This window comes from Desulfatiglans anilini DSM 4660, from assembly GCF_000422285.1.
Lineage (GTDB): Bacteria > Desulfobacterota > DSM-4660 > Desulfatiglandales > Desulfatiglandaceae > Desulfatiglans > Desulfatiglans anilini.
In genome coordinates, this window is sequence record NZ_AULM01000042.1 from 1 (window position 1) to 25,545 (window position 25,545).

Genomic DNA, 25,545 nt, shown 5'->3' on the forward strand with positions numbered 1-25,545 from the left:
TGGCTTTGTAATCCGGGTCGGAGAGGAGTTTTTCACGCTGCCACTGGCGCTTCCGGGCACGCTGGCATTCCTTCCGGGCGCAGTAGCGTTGGGTCTTGATGCGCGGATTGCGCTCGAAAACAGATCCGCAATGGAGGCATCGAATAGTCTCGTTCATGGTCGTCCTCCCCGTGGATGACAACCATAACACTTGTGAGCCTAATCTTTCGAGATTACACAAAAAGACGAAATAAAGAAGAGAAAGAAGCAGATCCAGGAAGAAAAGACAGGTTTTACATACAGGAAAGAAGGAAGAACCTGCAATGCCGGTTTTTCAGCCGCTCATTTTGGCCAGTTTTCTACCGGCTATGTCTGTCCATTTTTTGACCGGCGTTAATAAACAGTATCCATCCGGAAATGATTTCCCGGTATAAACCGGGTTCCCATCCGGAAATGAGGATGTTTCTATCCGGAGACGAAGGAAGGTTCGCGTGATATTCAGGAGGAAACAGTGGGCACGATGTCGTCGAGCTTGTCGAGGAGCCGCAGAAAGGCCCATGCGGCGGGGGACAGGTGCTTTTTGTGGAAGTACCCTATGCCGAACTCCACCTTGGGGGAGCCCTCGAGGATGGTGACGGCGGTCAAACGCTCCCGGGCGAGATCCTCCGCTACCGCATAGCGCTCGAGGAAGCACAGCCCCGTGTCCTGGCGGATGAGCTCCTTCACGAGGCCGATGCTGCCCGACTCCATGACGACGTTCGGCGAGATCTTGTAGCGTTGAAGGTATTCGAGGGTCACGTCCCTCACGGCGGAACCCTCCTTCGGCAGGATGAGGGGGAGCCGGTCGAGGAGCGTGACGGAGATCTCGCGTCCGGGCAGGTGGCGGCTGTGTGGAGCGGCCAGGAGGAGAATCTCTTCGTTCCGCAGCACCTTCATCTTCAGCCGCCGGTCGTCCGGCCGGTTGCGGATGAGGGCGAGATCGTTCCGACTGGTGAGGAGGTTCCGGACCATCTCCATGTTCGTGCCTTGGTCCACGATGATCCGGATGCCCGGGTGGGTCTCCTTGAACCGGGCGATCAGCCGGGGCATGATGTACTTGGCGGGCGTCTGGGGGCACCCGATCCGCAGCTCTCCGAGCTTGCCGATCGAGATGTCTTCGAGATAGTTCTCCATCTCCGTAATCTTCTCGAAAACCGCCTCGCTCTCGCGGAAGACATCCCGGCCGATGTCGGTCAGCTCGATGGTGTTGCCGCTGCGATAGAGGAGTTTCATCCCGATGGTCTCTTCGAGTTGTCGGACCTGCTTGGAGATGGCGGGAGGCGTGACCATCAGGACCTCCGCAGCCTTGGTGATGCTGTTCTGCTTGGCTGCTGTATAAAAGGCCCTCAGCTGGTTCATGTTCAAAATCATGTTGGTGACCCCGAATCGGACCAGAAAGGCGGCGTGCAATTGGAGATGGGCCGGATGTGTTGATGGTATGAACAATAGGTTCATATCAGCTAACTATTTTTAGTTTGCCTTGTCAAATCCTTTTTCTTAAGGTTGTTTCAAACGGGATAAGATACAGCGATAGACAGCGTAAATGCGCCATGAGCAAAAACGGTCAGCTTTATCATGGAGGAAAGAGGCGTTTCGCTTGGAGAATATGAGCGATTGAGTTGTAGATTCAACGTGTTCTTTGAAGAAAAACCCCGCGCTTGAGGCTGGATTGCCATTCCGGCTTCAAAACGGGGATGCCCGTTCAGCAACCAGAACCAGAGCCCTCTTTGCACAGGAGGGATTGGAGGGGTTGCCATGATGAATGACATCGCCGTAGCCGTTTCGAGTGCTACCGGTGTCGTCTGCAGCGCAGATCTTCCACGGCATACCGCCGGAAAGAGCGCTGAACCCTGCCTGACTATTTTTCTTTCAAGTTTAGCCGATAAGGGAATCAAACCCTGCCACCCGGCGGATGATTGTCCCGAAGCGGAATTTCCAGCCCATCTCCACGCGAGGCCGCGGGGCCGCCCTTTGGGCGACCTGACGGTCTTCTCCGCGCAAACCCGGGAGCTTCCTGGCCCCGGCACACCTTATTCCAAATTCCAATGGAGCTTTGATTTGCCTTTGCGTGCGGGCGCTCGCTGTACGCAGGGCCTGCAGTGTTGTCTAAGACCGAAGGGAACGTTGCGGCGGTCGAAGGCCAGGAGCGTTCCCGGGTTCAGGATTCGGTAACGCCTGAGAAGTGTATCCGGTTTTTGTCTGGAAGGAATGTTCCGGCGGGAGCAGGTTTCTCGACCCGTGTGCGAGGAGATTGTCTTCTGCGGCTGGGTCCGACCGGGCGCATCCGTCGGCGGCGGGCCGCGTTTCGGCAAAGGTCAGGGAAACCATAGGCCGGTGCGCAGATCAGCCACCGCTCATGCCGGAGAGGTTTTTCCGGTCATCACGAGGCCGGGGGAAAACCAGGGGCGGATCCGCGCCTTTGAGCCATGGCGGGGATCGAGAAGGAAACAGCACCATTCATCCAGAAAAGGGGAGGACATCATGGCAGCCCAATTTCCGTTTGCAGAAGAGATTCAATTGCCGGCCGAAATGAAGGGATGGGAAAAGATGTATGCACCTCAGCGCCTCTTCAGCAAGGACCGGGAGGATTGGGAGAAGCGGCACTTCTGGTATCACGACAAGATCCACGCTGCCGATCCGCTTTACCCGCTGGACGACATCTTCCAGGAGGCCTGGCAGATCGCGCTTTCGCAGTACACCACACGGGTTTTCTGCATCCCTCCGGCGCAGGGAGTCGCCCAACGGATCCTGGGCTGCTACATGTATATCGGTGCCGTCGAGTCGCCTCCTGCGAACGTCATCGAGAAAAAGGGCGAACTCTTCGGGCAGAGGGTCCCTTACACATTCGAGCATTATTCGAGTCAATGGGACGAGTGGCTCAGGAAATTCCAGAAACTGGGCCGTGACATGGAGTCCATTCAAATCCCGGAAGAGCTGTACACCTTCGTGCCCGAGGAGGACGTCATTCCGACGCCCAAGGGGTATACCGAAGCCAACCTGCTGATGGAAAACTTCAACGATATCATCAACCTCATCTTCAGGGGCTGGCAGTATCACTTCCAGTATCTCAACCTGGCCTACCTGGCCTATCTGATGTTCGTGGACACGGCGAAGAAGCTCTTTCCCGGGATCAAGGACGGCACGATGGGGAAGATGGTTGCGGGCGCGGATGTGTCCATGTTTCGTCCCGAGGAGGAGCTCTGCAGGTTGAGCCGGCTCGCAATGAATCATGGCTCTGTCGCAGAGGTCCTGAAACGGAAAGGCTCGGCCGAAGAGAAGATGAGCAGCCTCAGCGGCACACCTCAGGGACGGGCATGGCTCGAGGCGTTGGACCAGGTCAAGAACCCCTGGTTCTATGTCTCGAACGGAAGCGGGTGGTTTCATTACGAGGGAAGTTGGATCAATACGATGGATCTCCCTTTCAGCTATATACAGAGCTATGTCGAACGGCTCGAGCAGGGCGAGCAGATCGAGCGTAGACTCGAGAGCATCACCGAGGAGAGCAACCGGATCGTATCGGAGTATCAATCGCTCATCCGTTCTGAGGCCGACCGGAAGACCTTCGATGATGCCTATAGGGTCGTCAAATCCATTTACCGATACACCGAGGACCATCTCTTCTGGGTCGAACACTGGCTGCACACCATCTGGTTCGAAAAGATCGCCCAGTTCGGCAGAATCCTCACGAGGCACGGCGTCTTGAGCAATCCTGACGACATTTATCTCTTCAACCGCTTCGAAGTCCCGATGCTCCTCGAAGACCTTGCCACCGCGTGGGCCCTTGGGCACGGCGTTCCGACCCGGGGGCCTTTCTGGATCGAAAAGGCCGGGAAGCGAAAAAGGATCCTCGAGGCGGCACTGAAATGGAACCCGCCTCCTGCCATAGGGATACCGCCGGAGGAGATCGCCGAACCTTTTACCCTGATGCTCTGGGGTGTGACGACGGACACCGTGCAGGAGTGGCTCAAGGGAACGGGTGTCGAAGTGGAGCACCTGGACGAGATGACGGGATTCCCCGCCTCGGCCGGCGTGGCGGAGGGGCCTGCCCGGGTTCTCAAACTGCTTTCGGATGTCGCCAAGCTGGAGCCCGGCGAGATCATGGTCGCCCCGACGACCAACCCGTCCTGGGCCCCCGTGTTCACCAAGATCAAGGCCGCCGTGACCGATATCGGCGGGCTGACGTCCCATGCCGCCATCGTGTCGCGGGAATACGGTCTGCCATCCGTGACCGGGACCGGGGTCGCGACTTCTGTGATCAAGACCGGGGATATCCTCCGTGTGGATGGGAGCACCGGCAGGGTGACCATCGTCGAGCGGGCGTGATGGGTATTCGGGTGCGCGACTCGATCAAAGAATGATTGGAGCGAAGCCCGCCGCACATCCCCGCAGGACGCCGACGGCGCTTTGGCGGTGTGGATGCAGCCGGAGAGGGGAATAGCCAAACAGGGAAGCGTGCGGATTGTCCCTGATGGAAGGGGACGGGGTCCGGTGCGGCCCGCCCCTTGAAGCAGGGGCTTTTTCTCGGGCATTGCTTGTTAACCAATAGTTTGTCTCAAATAACTATTTTTATTTTGCCATCCTGTCTGATTTTTTCCTATAGTCGATGGCACTGGCTTTACTGCGAAACCAGGCGGGACTGGAGGACCTTGGGGCTGGATTTCGCCCCTCCGATCTCCAAGCTGCCTTCGAGAATGCGGATTTATTGAACCCATTTATCAGCAGGAGGCAAACATGAAGGACGTCAGGGATTTCATCGCGGCATGTGAAAAAGAGGGAATTCTCCAGCGCATCAAGGCCGAGGTGGACTGGGACCTCGAGATGTCCCACATCGCGAAGCTCAACGAGGAGAAAAAGGGGCCGGCCCTCCTGTTTGAGAACGTCAAAGGATACAGCTCCCCGGTTCTCATGAGCACCTGTACGACCACCGAGCGGCTGGCGATGATCATGGGGATGCACAAGGACGCGACCCTGGTCGATCTCATGCGCCACTGGGTGGAGAAGGGCAAGAAGGGCATCCCGCCCAAGGTCGTCGCGACGGGGCCCTGCAAGGAGAACAAGATGGAGGGGGACCAGGTGGACCTCTTCAAGTTCCCGGTGCCGAAGTTCTACCCGCGGGACGGGGGGCGCTTCTTCGGCACGGCCCACTTTGTCGTCACCAAGGACCCCGATTCGGACTGGGTGAACCTCGGCACCTACCGCCTGCAGCTCCTCGAAAAGGACAAGCTCGGAACGCAGTTCATCAAGGGCAAGCACGCCGACATCATGCTCAAGAAGTACCAGGCCCTGGGAAAACCCATGCCCGTGGCTGTGGTCGTCGGCTGCGACCCGCTCCTCTTTCTGATGGGCGCGGCCCGGGTGTCGGCCTTCCAGTCGGAGTACGACCTGGCGGGTTCCATCCGGGGCGAGTCGATCGAGGTCGTCAAGTGCGAAACGAACGACCTCCTCGTGCCGGCTACGGCCGAGATCGTCGTGGAAGGGGAGGTGGACGCGGATGCCTTCTACCCGGAAGGGCCGTTCGGCGAGTACACCGGATACTACTCCGGTGTGGGGACCGATCCGCGCAACTTCATTCAGGTCAAGGCGGTCACCCACCGGACCAATCCCATCTTCATGTCGACCACCGTCGGGCGCGCCGTCACCGACTCGCACATGGCCCTGGCTCTCACCTACGGGGCGACCCTGTGGCAGCAGTTATCGGATATGCGGATCCCCGGCATCCAGTCCGTCTACTGCCCGCCCGAGGCGGCAGGAAGGTTCCTGGCCATCATCTCGCTCAAGCAGATGTATCCCGGCCACACCGATCAGGTTCTCACCGCCGCGATCTCGACCGAGATGGGGGCCTACGGCCTGAAGACGGTGATCGCCGTCGACGAGGATATCGACGCGTGGGACATTCCCCGCGTCCTGTATGCCCTCAGCTTCCGCTTCCAGCCGAACCGCTGCCAGGTCATCAAGCGCGGGCGCTCGACACCGCTCGATCCGTCGCTGCCGATCGACCAGCGGGACATCACCGGCCGGCTGTTGCTGGATGCCACCATCCCCTATGATTGGAAAGAAAAGCCCATCCCGATCACGCTCGACCCCGACATGGTCAAAAAGGTCGAATCGCGCTGGTCGGAGCTGGGATTCTAAGAGACCCGCACCCCATCGAGTTTCCCCCTGAAGGCGCGCTTCCGGTCGCCCGGACCGGGGGCGCGCTATCCTAAGAAAGGCAAAATCGAATGATTATTGAGGAAAGATGGGCAGGGACCTGATCCGAATTCGATTTTGATCGAAAACTACGATGCTTCCTTTTTCAAGTGCTTCGATCAAGTAAGCCAGGTTGGCGAGAAGAAGGTTTACCTGCTGGCGCGGTCTGCGCTCAGTCCCCCTTCGAAAAAGAATGACCGAAGGTTTTGGATGGCTCCACATAGCGAGCAAGGTCCCAAAATCGGTATCTGCTGAAACGAGAATACGGTCTTCTTCGGCGGCTCTTTGAAAAACGATTGAATCTGCGGCTGATTGAAGACCAACATCCGCGACATGCAAACTATCGAAACCTGCAGCTCGAAGTCCTTCGGCAACGAATGGTGATAAAGCGTTATCAATAAGAAATTTCATGCCAAGTTTACCAGTGGCAGTTCCCGTTCTCTTACTGCTTCCGCGGCGTAGCGGAGGGCTTCTGTAATATCATCCCTGTGTAGGTCTGGATAAGCTCGAAGAATCTCATCGACACTCATGCCGTCTGCAATCATGGCAACCACTGTAGCGACCGGGATCCTTAACCCACGCAGGCACGGTACCCCACCCATTTGGTCGGGGTTTACTGTGATTCGATCATACCTCATTTCCTGCCTCCCGATAAACCACGATTTTCATGGATAGCAACGTTTTAACAGTCAGACTAAATTATTAATATGATGCAATAAATTCTTTAAGTCAAGAAAGTTCTCATGTCGACCCGAAGTGGTTTACGAGTCGGGCGGAAAATCCGCACAACCAGCCGGACCGTGCGACAGACAGTGAGGAATGGGTCGCCAATGCTACCAGCCCAGCTGAATCATCAGGTCCGTCAGGCTGTCCACGACGAGATCGGGGGGCGGGTCGCCCCGGGCGTCGGACCGGCTGCATTTCCCGGTGGTTGTGAGGATGGTCTGGAGGCCGAGTCCGGCGTAGCCGCGGATGTCGGTCTCGAGGTCGTCGCTCACGATGGCGAGCGAGGAGGGTGCGAGGCCGAGGTCTCGAAAGAGGATGTCGTTGTAAAGGGGGCTCATCTTGCCGCATTGGAGGACCGGTTTTGGGTAGCCGCAGGCGTGGGTGAACAGGGCGGCCATCGCGCCGGGGCCGGGAAAGACCAGCCCGTCGTCGTCCAGGATCAACCGGTTGTCGTTCAGCGCGCAGAGGAGGGCGCCGTGCCGCTTCACGGCGGTGGCGGCGGTCTTGATGGCGTTGAAGCCCATCGACAGGTCCTTCGCAAGGACGGCGGCGTCGACCCGGGGGTCTGCCGATATCTCGAAACCCGCTGCGGCCAAAAAGCGCTTCAGCCCGTCCGTTCCCATCACGAAGAGCCTTTTGGCCCCGTTGGCTTCGAGGATTTGCGGGCAAGTCGTCAGGGGCGAAAGGATCTCGTCTTCGGCGAGGGCGATGCCCGCCTCCCTGAGGCGCCGGGCGATCTCGGCAGGGGGGCGGACCGTGTGGTTGGTGACGAGGCGGACGGGAATGCCTTTGCCGCGGAGGGCGGCCATGAAGGCGCCCGCATCGGGAAAGGGCTCCAACCGGCTGCCGTGGACCAGGACCCCTTCCATGTCCAGGAGCATGGCTCGAATCGGTTTCACACGCGTCTCCTTGTCTTCTGTATGGCACTCATTCGATACCGGTGCGGGCTCCGGTCGGGCACAGGGGCCCGCCTTTGGGTTGCAGTCTGTTAGCGCTCCTCGACCACCGAGTACAAGTCGCTGAAGGGCACTGCCCAAACTTACAGCGCGCAAAAGGGTATGGCGGTGACGTTTGGGGCAAGGGGCAGGGTGACATCCCCTGGGTGGATAACGTAGCCCGGCATGGCCTTGTCTTCGAGGTCGTTCTGAAGCGTCCGAATGGCGGCGGCAGTGGCTGGACGGGGTGTCGCCGTCAGCTTTACTTCGATGGGGACTATTTTCCCGGCATGCTCGACAACGATGTCCACTTCCGAGCCGCTGGAGGTCCGCCAGAAATAGATCTGCGGATCGGGCCCGCGGTGGGTGATGGTTTTGTAGATTTCCGTGAGGACTGCGGTCTCCATGATCGGCCCCGCCATGGGTCCGGCGGATGCATGCCGCGCATCGCTGATGCCGGTGAGGTGGCAAAGCAGACCCAGGTCTGTGAAATAGACCTTGGGGGTTTTCACGAGCCGCTTCCCGACATTCGCAAAATAGGGACGCAGGATAATGATCTGGTAGGTGGCTTCGAGAACCGAGAGCCAGGCCTTGACCGTATTGACCGCCACCCCGAGGTCCCGGGCCAGGTCGGTCAGGCCGAGCAGCTGCGCACTCCTGGCGGCGAGCGCGCGCAGAAAGGATTGGAACTGCGTAAGATCCCCCACCTGCCGGAGAGAACGGACATCCCGCTCCAGGTAGGTCTGCACATAGCTCGAATGCCATAATCCGATGTCCCTCTCCGGGTTTGCGACGAGTTCGGGGTAGGCTCCCCGCAGGGCGGCCTCCCAGAATGACTGGTATGAGAGGCTGATCGGGTTGGCTTGTACGCCTTCGGTTTCCCAGGGAAGAGGCGCGAACGGCCGGCCGAAGGCTTCTCGAGCCGCCAGGGGCAGAAGGCGGAGCACGGCGGCCCGGCCCGCGAGCGACTCGCTTACGTTCTGAACGAGCAGGAGGTTTTGGGAACCCGTCAGGAGATATTGCCCGGGTTTTTCACGCCGGCTGTCGATACGCTCCTTGATGTAGGGGAGGAGGCTGGGGGCGTACTGGATTTCGTCGAAGATGACCGGCGGCGGGTGGAGTTCCAGAAAACCGCGCGGGTCTTCCTCGGCTGAAGCCCTGATATCGGGAGGCTCTACCGAGACATAACCGTATTCGGCGCCGAAAAGATGCTTGAGTGTTGTGGTCTTGCCGGATTGACGCGGCCCGGTCAAGACAACCGCCGGAAACTGGTCGACGGCTCTTCGAAGCGCCTCTTCCAGGGATCTCTGAATGTATCGGTTCAACAGCCACACCTCTTTTTTGGTAGTATTTTTGCATTTGAAATGCAAAAATGCAAGAAAAAAGGAAAGGTGTTCCCGTCTGCGTGGCAGGCCTCTTAAGGGTTCATGCCGCCGCCGAGGTCGGCGGAGATCTCTTCGGCGGCCTGTCTCAGCTTGTCGACGATCGTGTTCAGGCGTTCTTCGGATTTCCCTTCCGTGGCGGTCAAGGCGACCCCCAAGGCCCCGACAACCCGCTGCGGATAGCCGCGGATGGGGGCGGCAATGCCGATGACGCCGTCCAAGGCCTCTTCGTGTTCGACCACATAGCCCTGTTCCCGGATCTGCTGCAAACGCCGCTTGAATCGATCGTTGTCCACGATGGAGTGGACGGTATAGGATTCGAGCGGGCTCTCTTCCAGGATGCGATCCACCGCGTCCTCCTTGAGGTGGGCCATCAGGACCATCCCGAGCATCCCGTAGTGCGGCGGTCTGCGCCACCCGATGTCGGAGACGACGCGGATCGCGCCGCTCCCCTCCTTCTTGTCGGCATACACGAGCTGGTTGTCCATGAGGACGCCGAGGAGCACGGTCGCGCCGGTCTCGTTCCGGAGCCGGGACATCGCGCGGTCGGCGGATTTGCGCAGGGAAAAGGACGAGAAGACGATGCTCCCCAGTTCGAAGAGGCGCAGCCCCAGGTGGTAGCGCTTCGACAGGGGGTCCTGGCGGAGGTAGCGCCTGGCCGTGAGGTTGGCGAGGAGCCGCTTGACCGTGGTCTTGTTGAGCCCGGTCTTCTGGACGATCTCCGAGAGGCTCATCTCCCGTGTTTCGAAGCTGAAGGCATCCAGGATGTCCAAGGCCCGTTCGAGGACCTGCACGCGGTAGGCGGTTTCGGTTTCCTTTTGACGATCGGCCATATCCTTGTCTTCCCTTTTCCCCTGCCTCTTTCCGTCCATCTTCCCTCCACCCCGCGGCCGCTGCAGCCTTGAAGGCGCTGCCTGCCGGCCCATCGCCAAAATTTTTTGGTCCGCCGAGTGAGCTCGGTTCACTTTTTCCTTGACACATACCATTTCAAAACGATACCGTCAATCTAAAAGTGAAACCATGTTCCACAATGTGAAACTTTTTACTGGAGGGGATGCGATGATCAATGACCTGAGAGGCTTGTTGGGGGCGCTCGACCAGAAGGGCAAACTGCGCGTGGTGAACAACGCCGACTGGGATCTCGAGATCGGCACCATCAATGAGCTGATGGCGGAAAAGCAGGGCCCGGGCCTGGTCTTCGACAACATCAAGGGGTATCCGGCCGGGTTCCGGGTGGCCACCAATCTGCTGCATCACGAGGTGGGTCAGCGCATCGCCTTCGGGTTCCCCGACGAGCTGTCCCGGCTGGAGTGCGTGGCGGACTGGAAGCGGAAGTGGAACGCGTTCAAGCCCGTGCCGCCTGTCGAGGTGCAGAACGGCCCCGTGAAGGAAAACATCCTGACCGGAGGCGACATCGACATCTTCAAGATCCCGACCCCCAAGTGGCACACCCTGGACGGCGGCCGCTACATCGGGACGGGGGTGATCACGATCACGCGGGATCCAGACGAAGGCTGGGTGAACTTCGGCACCTACCGCGTCATGATCCAGGACAAGACGACCCTGGCCTTTTACGCCTCGCCGGGGAAGCACGCGACCATCATGCGCGAGAAGTACTGGGCGATGGGCAAGCCCTGCCCGGTCGCCATGTGCTTCGGCCAGGACCCGCTCCTCTTCGCGCTCTCCACCATCCCGCTGCCGTGGGGGATCTCCGAGTACGACATGGCCGGGTACATCAAGGGCCAGGGTGTCGAAGTCGTCATCGACGATGTGACGGGCCTTCCCATTCCGGCCACGGCCGAGATCGTGGCCTGCGGGTTCTCGCCGCCGCCCGAGGAGGACAGCCGGCCCGAAGGGCCCTTCGGGGAGTGGCAGGGGTACTACGCCTCCGGGACCCGGAATGAGCCCGTGGTGCACATCAAAAAGCTCTATCACCGGAACGACCCGATCCTCTTCGGGCAACCGCCGGTCAAACCCCCGGTCAACACCTGGTTCCCCATCCCGATCCACTCGGCGACCTTTCTCTGGAACGAGCTCGAGAAGGCCGGCATGATGGACATCCGGGGCGTGTACGTCCACGGCCCGGGCGACCGGATCATCGCGGTCATCTCGCTCAAACAGCGCTACCTCGGTCACGCCAAGCAGGTGGCCACGCTGGCGGGCGCGTTCCTGCAGGGCGGCGCCTGCACGGGCCGCTACATCATCACGGTCGATGAGGACATCGATCCGTCGAACCTGGACGAGGTCCTCTGGGCGGTCACCACCCGGTGCGATCCGGAGGCCTACATCGACATCGTCCCCGGCTTCCTCACGAGCCCGCTCGATCCGATGATCAACCCGGAGAAACGCGCGCGCAAAGACTACACGACGGCCAAGGTCTTCATCAACGCCTGCCGCCCCTACCATTGGAAGGACAAGTTTCCGCCGGTCAACACGGCCGGGCCGGAGCTCCGGCGCAAGACCCTCGAGAAGTGGGCCGACCTCTTCGCGAACGTATAGCCCCGCTGCGGGCGGAGGAAGACGTGTCGTTTCTGACGCCCGGAAAAAGCACACTTCTACAGCCCCCCGCCGTCGATGGCGGGGGGAATCCGATCGATCGAAAACCGGTCATTATGGTCACAGGCAAGGCGCCCGGGGGTTCGAATACAAAACGGCCGGCGGGCGCCTGCACCGGCTGTAAACCCTCGACAACCCCTGGGGGATGCCATGCAGAAGACCGTTGCCGTTGTGGGGACCTTGGACACCAAGGGCCCCGAGATCGAACTCCTAAGGGACCTGATTACACGTGAGGGCGTCCGGGCGCTCGTTGTCGACACGGGCATCCTGGACGAAGCCTTCCTCCCGGCTGACATCCCCCGCGAACGGATCGCCGAGGCCGGCGGGCAGACCATCGAGCGATTGGTGGACACCGGGGACGAGGCCTTCGCCCAGAGGACCATGGCGACGGGCCTCCAGATGGTCATCTCCGGCCTGCTGGCTGAAGGGCGCATCCACGGGCTGCTCGCCGTCGGCGGCGGCCAGGGCTCCGTCATCGTCGCCCCCACCCTGAAATGCCTTCCCCTGGGATTTCCCAAGGTTCTCGTTTCGACCAAAGTGACCCAGGCCGGGCTCTGGCCCTATATCGGGCCGAAGGACGTCCTGGTCATGCCCCCCGTGGCCGACCTGGCCGGGATCAACCGGCTGACGCGGCGGATCCTCGTCAATGCCGCAGGGGCGATCGTGGGCATGGTGAAGATGGCGCCCCTCTCCGACCGGAACCGCCCCCTCGTGGTCATGAGCATGAACGGCACCGTGACCGGCTGCGGGCTGGCGGTCAAGGACCGGCTGGAGGCCCTGGGGTATGCCGTGCTGGTCTACCACACCATCGGCACGGGCGGGGAGGCGCTCGAGGACTACGTGGCCTCGCATGAGGTGAAGGCCGTGGTCGAACTGGGAGTAAACGAAGTCACCAACTTCATGCTGGGGGGGCGGGCCTCGGCCGGGCCCGATCGGCTCACCGCCGCCGGGAAGCGAGGCATCCCGCAGGTGGTGGCGCCGGGAAGCGCCGATTTCATCAACTTTTTGGGACCCGAGACCGTCCCGGCCTGTTTCCAGGGCCGCAATCTCTACTGCCACAACCCGATGGCCACGCTCGTCCGCACCAGTCCGGAGGAAAACCGCCGGCTCGGGGAGGCCCTGGCGGAGAAGCTGAACCAGGCCTGCGGCCCCGTGATGGTGCTATGGCCTCGGAGAGGGCTTTCCACGCTCGACCGGGCGGGGAAGCCTTACTGGGATCCGGAGGCCGACGCGGCGCTGCTTGAAACGCTCAGACAGCGTCTTGACCCCGGAATCGTGTTCAAGGAGCTCGACGCCTACATCAACGACGCGGCCTTCGCGGAGGCGGTGACCGAGGCGGTTGAAGAAATCCTGAAGACATGATTCATGTTCCCACCCTTCGGCTTCCGGCTGACGCCGATGGGATGATGCCAGGATGAATCGCCGTAAAGACAGGGGTCGGCAGGGGATTTTGCCTGAAAACGCATTGGCGAGAGGTCAGTAGAAGATCGTCTCCGTCCGGTGGTAGGGCCTTTCCCGGTAGCGTTCTTCCTGTCCGAGGGTCCAGAGGAGGGCGTCGATATCGGCCGGGATGCAGGGTTTGCCCATGCGCATGAGGCGGCGGCAGATGCGGCCGACGGCCTCGATGGTGCAGGCCCTGACCTCGACTTCCTGGGGGGACCCTTGGGCGAGCGGTTCCAGGTGGTCGATCCGCATCGACAGATCGGGACTGTAGACCAGGACCCCCTCGGCGCGCAGGACCTGGGGCAGCTTGTAGTCCGCGAAGGCCGTCAATTCCGCGAAATCCTCGAATTCCCCGAGCCCTCCTCCGCCGAACGCGCCATGCAGATCGGCGGCAAGGATCTGGGCGCGCTTGTAGAAGAAGACCTTCTTTCCGCTGTAAAAGGCCGTATCCCTGAACGAGGCGAAGTCCGACGCGAGGCGCCTGACGAGGGCGAGGGCGGACCGGCCCGCGGACCGGACGAGGCGCTCGGCGCGGCCGTCATAGTTGTGGATCAGGACCCGCCCCGTTTCGTTGAGCGCCGCGAGGCGTTCGGGCATCAGGGGAAGGGTTCCGCGGCCGCCCAGCACAAGAAGGAGGTCGTCCATCTCGAGGCCGGCGAGAAAGGATGCATCGGCAAGCGGCGCCCCGGCCTCCATCGCCTTCTTGAGGGCGGCGGCCAGGGCGTAGTAGCCGTTCAGGGTTTCGCCCCGGTCGTCGATCTGCCATCGGTTCGCCCCGGGAGGGGCCCAGAAGCAGAAATTGAGGGTGTCGAGGACGAGGAGATAGGCGCAGGTCTCCGCCTCCCCTCCCTGGAAGTGGTACCGGGCATCCCACGGGACGGCGAGCGAGGGCTGCCCGGCCAGAAACGAGCAGAACCGGTTCAGGTTTTCTTCATCGATGCGGACGTCCCGGGCGCGCTCGGCGACGAAGCGGGCGCTCTCGGCCGCCTCCCATGGCGCAGACGTGCGGTGTTGCGGGGCCGTGGATGTCGGGTGCTGATCGGAAAGACTCACCAGGTTCTGACGGGACCGGTGTCGACGTGGATGAAGTTGGACCGCGGGTAATAGCCCACGCCGCCGCGCTGAAGGCTTATGGCGATCTGGCGGAGGGTACGAAGCGGGATGCCGGGGATGGTGATGTCGACTGCCTTGGCCTCGCAGTGGAGGCTGTTCTTGGCCACCCGGGAGCTTTTCCTGCGGAGCATCGCGTTGGTGGATGGGGAACGGTACCCGGAGATGACGTGGAAGGGTTCCTTGAGACGGAGCTTTTTGCGGATGGCGCTCAGAATGTCGAGAAGGTTGCGGTCGATGGGCTTGATCTCGTCCGTGCGGTGGTCCCGCAGGATGTAATTGATGTGCCGGAGCGCCGAGGTGCGGTACTGCCCCTTCGAGAAGTAGCAGACGTCCAGGTCTTCTCCGGTGTGGGCATTGTAGAGTGCGAGTTCTTTGCTGGGCGTCTTCCGGGAATAGGCGCTCCAGGCGGACTCCTCGCGGCAAAAGATCAGAGCGGCAGCCAATCCGGCGGATTTGAGAAAGAATCGTCGGTCCATATGTCTGGTCCTGCTCGAAGATCGGATAAGCGGTGCAATTCCACATGCGGCGCACGCTGCGTGCGATGCCGTAACGAAGCCAGATGGGCCAGGCGGTGTTCTGCAGGGGGTCGATTAGCGCTATTCTATCCGTCGAACCGGATTTGTCAACCCGTTTTCGCCTGAATTCGGGCCTTTTCTTCCTGCAGGCTTTTTCTTTTGACCGATGGCCGTGCTTTTCGACGGCCGCGGCCCGGGCGGAAAAGACCCTTCAAGGGTCGAAGGGGCGGTTCTGCCGGCTGGCTAGGGCCGGAGCAGTTTGAAGCCCGTCTCGTCGTCCATGATCCGGGCGGCCGAGGTCCCCAGCAGTTCGAACAGAATGACCTCCATGACCTGCCAGACCTTGACGCCGTTGCGGACGCAGCCGGTCACGGTCCGGTCCCTCCGCCCCGAAGCGATGTGCATATGCAGGATGGGCTTGCCGCTCTCGTCGGGGAAAAGCGTCCCCGTGCCGCTGATTTCATGGACATCGCCGAGGATGTGCTCCAGGGGGACGACCGGCTGCGCGCGCCCGTCGGCGGGGCCGACGACGAGCCGGCTCCCCTTGTCGGCGCCCCCGAGCGCGATCAAGGCGGCCGCCCGGATGTCCTTCTTCTCGGCAAAGGCCTCCACGGCTTCGTGCAGGATCTCGCCGTCCTCGAGGCGGATGACGAAGATCCGCCCGATTTGCGCTTCGGAATATTTCATGGATTCATCCTCGTTTCGGCAGAGTCAGTAACGTCTTCGAATCCGCCGGTGTTTTCCGTCGAATGGGGGCCTTCTTCGCTGAACGCCCGCGCCTGTCAGGTCTTGCCGGCGGCTCGGCGGAGTTCATCGAGGATCTCCCGGACCTCTTGTCGATGCTCCGGCGGTACCCGGATGATGCCCCAGCCCTTCTGGGTCTGGAAAAGGCCGTCGTAGGCGGTGTCATGATAGGATTGGAGGATGTGGGGGATCTCCCTCTCCTCGAGGATGGACACGAGGAGGCGCGCCTCGATTTCATTGTCCAGAGTGGCTGTCTTGATATAGTCGTCCACGACGGTTCCTCACAAATCAGGCCGCTGAACAGCGCCCATCGGCTGCGTTGCGCGCATCCTGCGCCGCAGCGGCGCAGGGATCGGGGCATCCTGTTCCACGGGATCTCGCGGGTTGTGTATCCGGCCGCTTCTCCAGGGCCTTTGCACAAGGCGTTTCCCGGCATGCTGTTCCCCTGCCGGTCCGGCCAGGGGCCCGGGTCAAAATAGGGCGCTGCCGTTCGGCGAGCGGCCGGTCAGGTCAGCCGGATGGAGTATTTCTTCACCAGGTGGTCCGGCGAGTAGGACTCCTTGGCGCTCCGAAGGCTCTCGATCCCCATGTCCTGCTCCCGGTTGATGAAGGGGACGCCGGCCCAGGCCTTCTGGCAGAACATCTGGTTGATCGCGGCATAGAGGCCCCGGATCTCGGGATTGGCCTTCTCGATATGGATGACGGCCGTCTCCGGGTTCAGCATCTCCCCCAGCGTGAAGGCCTCGATCCGCCCCTCGATCTGGATCCCCGCCCCTGTATAGCCCAGTTCCTCGAAGTGGGTCAAGGCTTGATAGACCGCATAGTCCTCCGAAAGGAGATCCGGGTTTTCAGTGCATTCCCGCATCCGGCACCAGGTTTCCTGCATGTCGAGGAAGCACTCGACGACCTCCATATCCATGGGGCGGTATTCGAAGGCGAAGGTCTTCAGAAAACTGTTCAGGTGGTTTTTTTTCCGGTGATACCGTCGTCCGGGCAGATCGATCAGGTCCGTCGTGCGATAGACGTAATCGCTGTTGTCCCGGTCGAAGACGGTGGCGTACCGCACCGGGTCTGCGAAACGCTCGACGAACGCTTCGTCCGTGCGCTGCAGGACGTCCACCGCCTGGGGGGAAAGACCCCTCAGGGTGTGAACGACGGCGTCGAGGGCCTTTGCCTTGTCGCCTGCCCCGACTGGCTGCAGGGCGAAGGGCGGTTGACCCTCGGGCTCGAAAAGGACGAGGAGGCAGCCCTGCCACCGGCACCAGACGGGACGGTACTTATGCCGCCAGATGAAAAGATTGGTGAAGGTCCATTCAGAGACCCTGGGCGGGTCCTCGCGCAAGAAGGCGTCGAAGGTCTCCTTGTGCTCGATGGCAAGTGGTTTGAAGTCGTCCAGGGGCATGGCATCTCCCTCGTTTCCATCCGGAAATCGTATTTTTGGCCAATCTCGGCGTCAATCTGCACGTTTTCTTGTGAGGCGACCTACAGGTCGCCTCCGCGCAAAGGCTTGATTTCCTTAATATTGGCCAAACCGGGACCCGCCCCGCAGGGGTGGGACTTAGCACGCGCAGCGTGTAAAGAAAAATTCTCATTTCCGGATTGGAAACTTAGTCCTACCGCGAAATCATTTCCGGATGGACTATCTAACCTGTTTTGCCTTCGGCTGTCAAACAGGCGCGCGGAGGGGTGGCGGTCGATGCCTCCTGAGCCGCATTCGAACGGACCGCCGGTTTCCATCCGGAGATGGGCTCCCGGGCCGAATGGGGATCCGCCGCGAAGCAACCGGACGGGGCGTGCGGAGCGCTTGAAGAAACCGGGACCCGCCGCGAAGCGGTGGGGCTGAGCATCCGAAGAGAGTGAAAAAAATCCTCGTTTTCAGATTGCACACCGGGTTGTACCGGGAACTTGTTTTTGGATAGACCCCAGGTTGCACCGGTAATTTTTTTCCCAGATAGAGACCAGCAGGTTCAGTAGTGCTAAAGAAATCGACCGGTTGCGTGGATGGAATCCGCGCCGCGCGGCGCGCGAACAACAGAAAAATGAAAAAATCACCGAAAAAAGGTATGCTGTTGACTTAAGTCAAGGCGATCTTCCGTCTGACCTGCCAGAATGGCATCGAAACATGCGGCAATCGGGCATCGGTTCCGCGGATGTCCTCAACAATCAATTCAAATGTCCAATGGAGGGTCAACATGTTTTGTTACCAGTGCGAGCAGGCGGCAAAGGGCGAAGGGTGCACCAAGATCGGCGTGTGCGGGAAGCAGCCGGAGGTGGCGGCCCTTCAGGATCTCCTGATTTATGCCCTCAAGGGGCTTTCGCAGGTTGCGGTGGAAGGGCGCAAAGTGGGGGTCGTGGACCGCGATGTCGACGTCTTTACCTGTGAAGCCACTTTTTCGACCCTGACGAACGTGGATTTCGATGCGGAGCGTTTCGTGAAGCTGCTAGACCGCTGCGTCGAGCTGCGTGAAGGCCTGAAGGCGAAGGTGAAGGCCGCGGGCGGCAAAACGGACTTTGGTGGACCGTCCGACTTCAAACCGGCCTCGACGCTGCCCGAACTAATCAAGCAGGGCGAGGGCCACGGCATCCAGTCGGACGGGGAGCCCGATCCGGACATCCACGCCCTCAAGTGGACCCTCGTTTTCGGGCTGAAAGGTGTGGCCGCTTACGCCGACCACGCCCACATCCTCGGCAAGGAGAGCGACGAAGTCTATGCCTTCATTCACGAGGGGCTGGCCGCGACCCTGCGCACGGACCTCGGACTGAACGACTGGGTGGGCCTGGTGCTCAAGTGCGGCGAGATCAACCTGAAGGTCATGGAGCTCCTGGACGCCGCCAACACCGAGACTTACGGGCATCCGGTCCCGACGAAAGTGCCCCTCGGCGCGAAGAAGGGGAAGGCCATCCTGGTCTCCGGCCACGACTTGAAAGACATGGAGGAGATCCTCAAGCAGACCGAGGGCAAGGGCATCAGCGTCTACACCCACGGGGAGATGCTGCCGACCCATGCGTATCCCGGGCTCAAGAAGTATCCCCATTTCTACGGGCACTTCGGGACGGCCTGGCAGAATCAGATCAAGGAGTTTGCGCAGTTCCCCGGCGCGATCCTCATGACGACCAACTGCATCCAGAAGCCGCAGGAATCTTACAAGGACAACATTTTCACGACGGGGCTCGTCGGCTGGCCCGGCGTCCGGCACATCGCCGACAAGGACTTCACGCCGGTGATCCAGAAGGCCCTGGAGATGCCGGGTTTTCCGGAAGACTCGAACGGGCGGGCGGTCATGTGCGGCTTCGGCCACAACGCCGTCATGAGCGTCGCCGACAAGGTGATCGACGCGGTGAAGAGCGGCGCGATCCGGCACTTCTTCCTGGTGGCCGGGTGCGACGGTGCGAAGCCGGGGCGCAACTACTACACGGAGTTCGTCGAAAAGGCACCGAAGGACACGGTGGTCCTGACCCTGGCCTGCGGCAAGTTCCGTTTCTTCGACAAGGACCTGGGGGACATCGGCGGCATCCCGCGTCTCCTGGATGTCGGTCAGTGCAACGACGCCTACTCGGCCATCCAGATCGCCGTGGCGCTTTCGAAGGCCTTCAACGTGGGGGTCAACGATCTGCCGCTGTCGATGATCCTGTCCTGGTATGAGCAGAAGGCCGTGGCCATCCTGCTGACGCTCTTCTACCTCGGGATCAAGAACATCCGGCTCGGGCCTAGCCTGCCGGCCTTCATCACCCCGAACGTGCTCGATGTGCTGGTGAAAAATTTCAACATCATGCCGATCAGCACGGCGGATGAAGACCTGAAGGCGATTCTGGGGTAGGACGAAGTGGAAGGCGCCCGCACGGCAAACCGTGCGGGCGCTGATCCCGGGAATGGAAAATCATGATCTTGGCGGGCGGTTGAAAAACGGCCGGATTGACGACGGGGCTCTACGGGGAATTCATCTCCGGATGGCGACAAGGCCGGCGAAATCCCGTGGAATGAGGCGCACACATCCGTGCGCCGCCCGGGTCCGGGCTGAGCGCAACAACATCAGAGGCACGGTTTTCGACCGCCTGCGCACAACGGATTTCAGCACGATGATGGCCGCACGCGCTGCGCCGCGTTTCAGGGGCGTTGCACGGACGGTGGGTTTTCTAAAGAGAGGAGCGAACAATGAAATGTCCCGGACAGGATAGCCGCTACTGGAAACCGGGGGCCATCTTCGAGGCCAAGTGCCCGGAGTGTGGCAACACGGTCGAGTTCTTCAAGGATGACACGACCCGTCTTTGCAAGGCGTGCGGGCACCGGATGCTCAACCCGAACATGGACTTCGGGTGCGCGGCCTATTGCCGCTACGCCGAGCAGTGCATCGGAAATCTGCCCCCAGAGCTGCTGGCCCAGAAGGAGAACCTCCTCAAAGACCGGGTGGCTATCGAGATGAAGCGCTATTTTAAACGGGACTTCAAGCGCATCGGGCATGCCGGCCGGGTGGCGAGGTACGCGGAGCGGATCGGGAAGGAGGAGGCGGGAAACCTGGCCGTCATCCTCTCGGCCGCCTACCTCCACGACGTCGGCATCACGGTCTCGGAGGAAAAGCACCCCGGTGAGAGCGCCCGAGACCACGAAGAGGAGGGGGTGCCGGTCGCGCGCGGGATCCTCGAAGGGCTGGGGGCGCGGGAGGAGCTGATCGAAGAGGTCTGCGACATCATTGCGCACCACCATCACCCGCGGGCGGAAGAAGACATCGAATTCAAATGTGTTTACGACGCCGATCTGATCGCCAACCTCGAGGAGAAGCACAAGGAGGAGCCGTTGACGGAGGCGGAACTGGAGCGGACGATCGCCGATCGTTTCTACACCGGGAGCGGCAAGGCCCTTGCGCGTGAGGTGTTGATGGGAGGACAGGCATGAAAGTGATGCGGAAGATCATCGAGATCGACGAAGAGAAGTGCGACGGCTGCGGGCAGTGCGTGCCCGCCTGCGCCGAGGGGGCCATCACCGTTCAGGACGGAAAGGCCCGCCTGGTGGCCGAACGCTACTGCGATGGGCTGGGGGCCTGCCTGGGGGAATGCCCGCGGGATGCCATCCGGATCGTCGAGCGGGAGGCCGAGGACTTTGACGAGGAGGCGGTCGAGGCGTATCTGGAGGAGCAGGAGAAGCACCAGCCGGCGGCCGCGGCCTGCTGCCCGTCGCAGCAGGTCGCCGTCTTCGAGCCCGGGGCCCGGTTCCCCTCGGCCGAGGCGTCGGGCGGCGATTCGGCCCTTTCCCACTGGCCGGTCCAGATTCATCTGGTGCCGCCTACGGCGCCTTTCCTGAAAGGCGCGGACCTCCTCGTGACGGCGGACTGCGTGCCGGTCGCCTACGGGGCGTTCCACCGGGATTTCGTCCAGGGAAAGGTCGTCCTGATGGGGTGTCCGAAATTCGACGACGTCCCGGCCTACCTGCAGAAATTCACCGACATCTTCAAGCAGGCGGGCATCCGTTCGGTCACCATCCTGAGCATGGAGGTTCCGTGCTGTTCGGCGCTGCCGGGCATTGTCAAGAAGGCCATGGCGGCGGCCGGGAAAAACATCCCCGTCGAAGAGGTCCTCATCGGCCGCCGGGGCGCGATTCTGGATCGCGTCCAGAGCGCCGCCTGAGCTCGGGTGGCCCCGATTGCGGGGAATCGCAGGGCCTGCCGGCCCGGGCCATTTTCCAGGGCCGTGCGTGATACGGATGCCTATCAACCGAAAGGAGGATTCCGGCATGAAAAAGATCGACCTCTATGAGGAAAATACATTCAACGACCTTCACATGAAGCGTTTCCTGGTGCACGATTCGCCCTATTTCAAGATCATCAACTTCAACTTCAAGGCCGGGCAGGAACTGCCCATCCACTCCCACGACATCGAAGGGCAGCTGAGCCTGGTCGTGCTGGAGGGGACCGGGGAGTTTCTGGCCAAGGACGGCACCCTGCCCGCCAAGGCCGGGGACGTCTTGATTTCGGACATCAGTGAACCGCACGGGATCCGGGCGAAGAGCGACATGCGCGTCCTCGTCACCATCGCGCCGCCGATCTGATTCTCCATCCGGTGAGGGTCTTTTTGGCCGATCCCGGTGTCGATTTACATGTATACTGTGGTGGCGGCCCGCAGGCGGCGCGGCGGCTGGACCGTCTTGGCCTGGCCGGCGGTTTTCACGAAAACACCGAACGGAAAGGAGTCTGTCATGGGAAAACGGGTTGTAATCGAAGAAGAGGAATGCATCGGCTGCGGCTCCTGCGAGGAGCTTTGCCCTGAGGTTTTCAAACTGAACCCGGATACGGAAAAGGCCGAGGTGATCAAGCCCGAAGGCGGGCCGGAGGACGAGATCCAGGAGGCGATCGACACCTGCCCGGTCGAGTGCATCCACTGGGAGTGACGGAGAGGGAGAAAGGATATGCCCATCCCGGGAAATCTGCTGACGACGGCTATGGCCGTCATGCCGCACACGGACGTGGACCGGGCGCTCGAAACCGCGCTCTCGCTCGACATCCCCTTCTGGCCCCAGCTGCCGCTCTACAGCTACACCGAGGACATGTACGTGCAGGCCTCGGAGCACTTTCCGGGGATCGTGCTGGACATGGAGAAACGGACCCTCCGCTTCTCCATGGAGAAGTTCGTCGCCGAGTTCGAGGAGGCGATGAGCCACTTCGACGAGCCGGATTACTTCGATATCAGCAGGACCTATTCCGTCGTCTACCACCGGTTTCTGGAACTGGACCTCTCGGACCGGCCGGCCATCCGGGGGCAGCTCGAGGGGCCGATCAGCTTCGGCCTGAACGTCGTCGACCAGGACGACCGGCCGATCCTCTTCGACGACACGGTGCGGCCCTTCATGCTGGAGTTCATGGCCCGGCGCATCAACGTGCAGCTCGCCCGGCTGAAGGAGCGGAACCCGAACGCCTTCATGTTCGTCGACGAGCCGGGCCTGCAGTTTCTGTTCAACGCCATGGCCGGGTACGGCGACGTCGCGGCCCACGCCGATATGGAGGGGTTTTTCGCCATGGTGGACCGGCCGCGCGGGGTGCACCTGTGCGGCAATCCGGACTGGGATTTCCTGCTGAGCCTCGACCTCGACATCCTCTCGCTCGACGTCTACTCGAACGGCGAGGTGTTCGCCAACTACGCGCGGTCGATACGCAAGTTCCTCGACCGGGGGGCGACTCTCGTCTGGGGGATCGCCCCGACCAACTTCGAGCCGTTCGAACACGAGAACCTCCAGTCGCTCGAGGCCCGGCTCGACGAGATCTGGTCGGCGCTCGACAGGAAGGGCATCGACCGCGGCTTCCTGCTTTCGAGGAGCCTGCTCTCCCCGGCCACCTGCTGCCTGGTGAACCCGGACCGCGAAAAGACGGTCGAGAAGGCCTTCGTACTCATCCAGGAGCTCTCCGGCCGGTTGCGCGAACGCTTCGGTCTGTGATATCCTCCCTGCTGCGCGGCGCAGAGGCTCGGCGGCCCCATCGAGGGGCGCGCGATCCGGGGGTGCCCGGAAATTTCGGCAGCGCCGTTTGCAATGGATTGAAGACGGCAGCCTGACGGCCCGGGCCGCAAGCCCCGGGCCGTTCGCTTGAAGGAGGGAAACTGATGACACCCCAGGAAAAAGAGGCCATCCACGCCTTCGGCAAAACGATCCAGGGCGGAGTTCGTTTCGGTCTGCACCTGCCGCATGAGGCCGCGGCGGATCCTTTGCTGGAATTTACCCGCGAACTGGAAGAGGCGGTACCCGGTGCAGAGGTCGATCGGTCGGAGACCGACCCGGGCGAACACCCGGCGCTCGTTCTGAGCGACGGGCTCCGGTTCCAGGCGGTGCCTCTCGGCGGTGAGCTTCAGCCCTTCCTCGAGGCGCTGGCCTGGGCTGCGGGTCTTCGGCAGGGGTCGGACCCCGGGTTGGAGCAGACCCTGAGCCGCGTTCATCTGCCCGCCTCCCTCAAGCTCTACGTCACACCCCGATGTCCCTTCTGCCCCGCTGTGCTGAAGACCATCGTCCCATTTCCCTTCATCAATCCCCAGGTTCATCTGACCGTCATCGACGGGGACCGCTTTCAGGAAGAGGCTGCCGCCGACGGCGTCAAATCGGTTCCCACCCTGATCCTCGACGACCGCTTTCGCTGGACGGGCGTTGTCAAGCGCGACGAGATCCTCGCCATCCTGCTCGAGCGGGACCCAGCCACCCTGAGTGCGGATTCGCTCGCCGGGATGCTCGGCGACGGACGGGCGAAGGAGGTGGCCGCTCTCATGCAGCAAAGCCAGGCTGTCTTCCCCTCCTTCATCGAACTCCTCCTTCACCCCCAGTGGCCGCGCCGGCTGGCCGCCATGGTGGCGGCCGAAGAGCTGGCGTCACTGGATCCGGAGCTCGTTCCCCAGCTGGTCGAGCCCTTGTGGGCGCGTTTCGAAGCCCTCGACGAGGCTCGGAAAGGGGACATGCTTTACCTGCTGGGCGAGCTGGGGGCTGTTTGCGAGATCCCCAGGCTGAAGGCGATTGCGGCGGGTCCCTATGAAGATGCCGTCAAAGAGGCCGCCGAAGAGGCCCTGGATATGCTGGAGCCGCAAAGGGGCGAGGGATGATTCTATTCGTTTCGGAATTTTGGAAAGGGAGCCCGGCGGATTTCATAAGTGGAAGATCGAAATCCGGCAGGTGCCGCGCATCGGCCCGTCGTCAGAAATCGAAGGTCAGTTGATCCGGTGCACTCTGATTGGAGGGTGTTGCCGGGGAGGGCATGGCCTTGAGGGCGGGGGCGAGAGGCGGGGCGGGCGCACCGGCCTCGGGCTCCGCTTCGGGGAATAAGCCGGGCTGGACGAAGCGCTGGAAATCCCGGCAGGCCTTCATCCGTCTGCAGCGCAGGCAGACCTCGGGGGCGAGGCGCGGGGCCCCCTTTTTGGTGTGGCAGGTGACATAGGCCGGCGGTTTCCGTGCGCGAGTCATCTTGGCTGCTGCATTCCTGAGCGGAAGGGTGAAGGGTTCGACCATGCGCTTTCGGGCCCGATCGCAGCCGGGAGATCCTGCTGTCCGGCAAGAGACCGCCGATTGCCCGGCGCGCTGTTTCACCGTGGAAACTGCCTTAGTGATAGGCTTTTGGCGGGGTGAAAGTCAAGCCAAATACCGCCCTTCCTTTTCTGCAAGCTTTTCGGCTGCAAAGTCTCCATCCTTCACGGAGCCGATTTCCGCCCGCACTGGATTGAGAATTGCCGCTATGGATTGCAAGCCCATAGGTTAAGACAATGACATTGATGCAAGCTTACAGCTTATGTCAATGACATTGACCCTCAGATTATGCCTTTCCTCAGCAGCTCAATAGTGCGATTCATGAACTCATCGCCGCCTTTGTATTTGCTGGCAAGCTCTTCTCCAAGTTTGGGATCTATGTGCCAAATTGCCGTTAATAACACGCCTGGAGGGATCCCCATCAAGGTTGGATTCTCATACATCCTAATTAAAACGGGTAAAGCCCGCCGGTCTCCAATTTTCCCCAAAGCTAGAGCAGCATAACCTCGCTTTGGCATGTCCTCTTTTTGAATCTCGGTGATAAGATAGGGCACGATCGCTTTCCCTGCATTCAGGAGATGTCGGTCATTGATGGATTCCGGTACATTGTCAGTATAAAAATCATTGAATACCTTTTGAGCTTCTTTCTCATCCATTGACAGTGGGGAGCAACCCAGAATTACTGATATGACTGCCACCGAAAAAAATAAAGTATAAAAATGCTCTCTTAACATCAATATCTATAATGAATTCTCAGTTTTATTTAGACACATTATTTTTGGCGCTATGCTTGGTTATTGTAACATTGTTTTTACCTAGGTCATCAACTAGTACAGAATAGATAGCATCACTGCTGTCCAAATTAGCCGGGGATTCAAACTCCACCCCCTGAAAACATTGGGATTTTAGAGCAGATTTGGCGGATTTGGAAACCAGGTTGT

25 protein-coding genes are annotated in these 25,545 nt (G+C 60.9%); 11 read left to right on the top strand and 14 right to left on the bottom strand.

Annotation, left to right across the window (positions count from 1 at the left end):
• Positions 1–477 precede the first annotated feature (477 nt).
• Entirely contained in the window at positions 478–1,389 is a 912-nt protein-coding gene (locus H567_RS0118470) for a LysR family transcriptional regulator (RefSeq protein ID WP_161626655.1), read from the bottom strand.
• 1,110 nt (positions 1,390–2,499) lie between these two features.
• Here H567_RS0118470 and H567_RS0118480 point away from each other — a divergent pair.
• Together H567_RS0118480 and ppcB are read left to right on the top strand one after the other, a co-directional pair.
• A complete protein-coding gene (locus tag H567_RS0118480; protein WP_035255226.1) occupies positions 2,500–4,341 on the top strand; it encodes a PEP-utilizing enzyme in 1,842 nt (613 codons plus the stop codon).
• A gap of 408 nt (positions 4,342–4,749) precedes the next feature.
• Positions 4,750–6,150, top strand: coding sequence for a phenylphosphate carboxylase subunit beta (ppcB, locus tag H567_RS0118485; protein WP_028322528.1), 1,401 nt, complete (start codon positions 4,750–4,752; stop codon positions 6,148–6,150).
• Positions 6,151–6,243: 93 nt separating this feature from the next.
• On the opposite strand, the gene H567_RS28020 is transcribed toward ppcB, so the two are convergent.
• The 5 genes from H567_RS28020 to H567_RS0118510 form a co-directional block, all read right to left on the bottom strand.
• Positions 6,244–6,618, bottom strand: a complete 375-nt coding sequence (locus tag H567_RS28020; protein WP_084517554.1) for a DUF5615 family PIN-like protein — start codon at positions 6,616–6,618, stop codon at positions 6,244–6,246.
• Positions 6,615–6,845, bottom strand: a complete 231-nt coding sequence (locus H567_RS0118495; RefSeq protein WP_028322530.1) for a DUF433 domain-containing protein — start codon at positions 6,843–6,845, stop codon at positions 6,615–6,617. The genes H567_RS28020 and H567_RS0118495 overlap by 4 nt, the downstream gene beginning before the upstream one ends.
• A 195-nt stretch (positions 6,846–7,040) precedes the next feature.
• Positions 7,041–7,832 (bottom strand): HAD-IIA family hydrolase, encoded by a 792-nt coding sequence (locus H567_RS0118500; RefSeq protein WP_028322531.1) that lies wholly within the window; start codon positions 7,830–7,832, stop codon positions 7,041–7,043.
• Between the two features lie 140 nt (positions 7,833–7,972).
• On the bottom strand, positions 7,973–9,202 hold the full coding sequence (locus tag H567_RS0118505) for an ATP-binding protein (protein WP_028322532.1): 1,230 nt from the start codon (positions 9,200–9,202) through the stop codon (positions 7,973–7,975).
• 83 nt (positions 9,203–9,285) lie between these two features.
• On the bottom strand, positions 9,286–10,122 hold the full coding sequence (locus H567_RS0118510; RefSeq protein ID WP_161626656.1) for an IclR family transcriptional regulator: 837 nt from the start codon (positions 10,120–10,122) through the stop codon (positions 9,286–9,288).
• A 187-nt stretch (positions 10,123–10,309) separates the two neighbouring features.
• Between H567_RS0118510 and H567_RS25980 the strand changes: the two genes are divergently transcribed.
• Both H567_RS25980 and H567_RS0118520 read left to right on the top strand, forming a co-directional pair.
• Complete coding sequence (locus tag H567_RS25980; protein WP_051185115.1) at positions 10,310–11,749, top strand: UbiD family decarboxylase; 1,440 nt, start codon at positions 10,310–10,312, stop codon at positions 11,747–11,749.
• A 207-nt stretch (positions 11,750–11,956) separates the two neighbouring features.
• Positions 11,957–13,168 (top strand): Tm-1-like ATP-binding domain-containing protein, encoded by a 1,212-nt coding sequence (locus H567_RS0118520; protein ID WP_028322534.1) that lies wholly within the window; start codon positions 11,957–11,959, stop codon positions 13,166–13,168.
• A gap of 114 nt (positions 13,169–13,282) precedes the next feature.
• On the opposite strand, the gene H567_RS25985 is transcribed toward H567_RS0118520, so the two are convergent.
• The 5 genes from H567_RS25985 to H567_RS0118550 all read right to left on the bottom strand — a co-directional run bounded on the left by H567_RS25985 (position 13,283) and on the right by H567_RS0118550 (position 17,023).
• Positions 13,283–14,302 (bottom strand): queuosine 5'-phosphate N-glycosylase/hydrolase, encoded by a 1,020-nt coding sequence (locus H567_RS25985; protein ID WP_051185116.1) that lies wholly within the window; start codon positions 14,300–14,302, stop codon positions 13,283–13,285.
• Positions 14,299–14,838 (bottom strand): peptidoglycan L,D-endopeptidase MepK, encoded by a 540-nt coding sequence (gene mepK / locus H567_RS0118530; protein WP_028322535.1) that lies wholly within the window; start codon positions 14,836–14,838, stop codon positions 14,299–14,301. The genes H567_RS25985 and mepK overlap by 4 nt, the downstream gene beginning before the upstream one ends.
• A 282-nt stretch (positions 14,839–15,120) precedes the next feature.
• Positions 15,121–15,564 (bottom strand): PPC domain-containing DNA-binding protein, encoded by a 444-nt coding sequence (locus H567_RS0118540; RefSeq protein WP_028322536.1) that lies wholly within the window; start codon positions 15,562–15,564, stop codon positions 15,121–15,123.
• A 95-nt stretch (positions 15,565–15,659) separates the two neighbouring features.
• Positions 15,660–15,893 carry a hypothetical protein gene (locus H567_RS0118545; protein WP_028322537.1) on the bottom strand — a complete coding sequence of 78 codons (234 nt, stop codon included), beginning with the start codon at positions 15,891–15,893 and terminating at the stop codon, positions 15,660–15,662.
• A gap of 233 nt (positions 15,894–16,126) precedes the next feature.
• Entirely contained in the window at positions 16,127–17,023 is an 897-nt protein-coding gene (locus H567_RS0118550; protein WP_028322538.1) for a DUF2156 domain-containing protein, read from the bottom strand.
• A gap of 790 nt (positions 17,024–17,813) precedes the next feature.
• Here H567_RS0118550 and hcp point away from each other — a divergent pair.
• The 7 genes from hcp to H567_RS0118585 all read left to right on the top strand — a co-directional run bounded on the left by hcp (position 17,814) and on the right by H567_RS0118585 (position 24,186).
• Positions 17,814–19,439 (top strand): hydroxylamine reductase, encoded by a 1,626-nt coding sequence (gene hcp, locus H567_RS0118555; RefSeq protein WP_028322539.1) that lies wholly within the window; start codon positions 17,814–17,816, stop codon positions 19,437–19,439.
• Positions 19,440–19,774: 335 nt separating this feature from the next.
• On the top strand, positions 19,775–20,512 hold the full coding sequence (locus H567_RS0118560) for an HD domain-containing protein (RefSeq protein ID WP_028322540.1): 738 nt from the start codon (positions 19,775–19,777) through the stop codon (positions 20,510–20,512).
• Positions 20,509–21,240 (top strand): ATP-binding protein, encoded by a 732-nt coding sequence (locus tag H567_RS0118565; RefSeq protein WP_028322541.1) that lies wholly within the window; start codon positions 20,509–20,511, stop codon positions 21,238–21,240. Before H567_RS0118560 ends, H567_RS0118565 begins: the two co-directional genes overlap by 4 nt.
• A 106-nt stretch (positions 21,241–21,346) precedes the next feature.
• Positions 21,347–21,661 carry a cupin domain-containing protein gene (locus H567_RS0118570; protein WP_028322542.1) on the top strand — a complete coding sequence of 105 codons (315 nt, stop codon included), beginning with the start codon at positions 21,347–21,349 and terminating at the stop codon, positions 21,659–21,661.
• Positions 21,662–21,808: 147 nt separating this feature from the next.
• Positions 21,809–22,000, top strand: a complete 192-nt coding sequence (locus H567_RS0118575; RefSeq protein ID WP_028322543.1) for a ferredoxin — start codon at positions 21,809–21,811, stop codon at positions 21,998–22,000.
• An 18-nt stretch (positions 22,001–22,018) separates the two neighbouring features.
• Positions 22,019–23,041 carry a uroporphyrinogen decarboxylase/cobalamine-independent methonine synthase family protein gene (locus tag H567_RS0118580; protein ID WP_028322544.1) on the top strand — a complete coding sequence of 341 codons (1,023 nt, stop codon included), beginning with the start codon at positions 22,019–22,021 and terminating at the stop codon, positions 23,039–23,041.
• A 164-nt stretch (positions 23,042–23,205) separates the two neighbouring features.
• Positions 23,206–24,186 (top strand): thioredoxin family protein, encoded by a 981-nt coding sequence (locus H567_RS0118585; RefSeq protein WP_028322545.1) that lies wholly within the window; start codon positions 23,206–23,208, stop codon positions 24,184–24,186.
• A 91-nt stretch (positions 24,187–24,277) separates the two neighbouring features.
• Here the strand turns inward: H567_RS0118585 and H567_RS0118590 are convergent, their stop codons facing one another.
• The 3 genes from H567_RS0118590 to H567_RS29410 all read right to left on the bottom strand — a co-directional run.
• Entirely contained in the window at positions 24,278–24,544 is a 267-nt protein-coding gene (locus tag H567_RS0118590; protein WP_153306261.1) for a hypothetical protein, read from the bottom strand.
• A 341-nt stretch (positions 24,545–24,885) separates the two neighbouring features.
• Positions 24,886–25,260 (bottom strand): HEAT repeat domain-containing protein, encoded by a 375-nt coding sequence (locus H567_RS0118595; protein WP_161626657.1) that lies wholly within the window; start codon positions 25,258–25,260, stop codon positions 24,886–24,888.
• A 103-nt stretch (positions 25,261–25,363) separates the two neighbouring features.
• Positions 25,364–25,545, bottom strand: a 182-nt coding sequence (locus H567_RS29410; RefSeq protein ID WP_208598429.1) for a hypothetical protein, incomplete at its 5' end; no start/stop codon positions are given.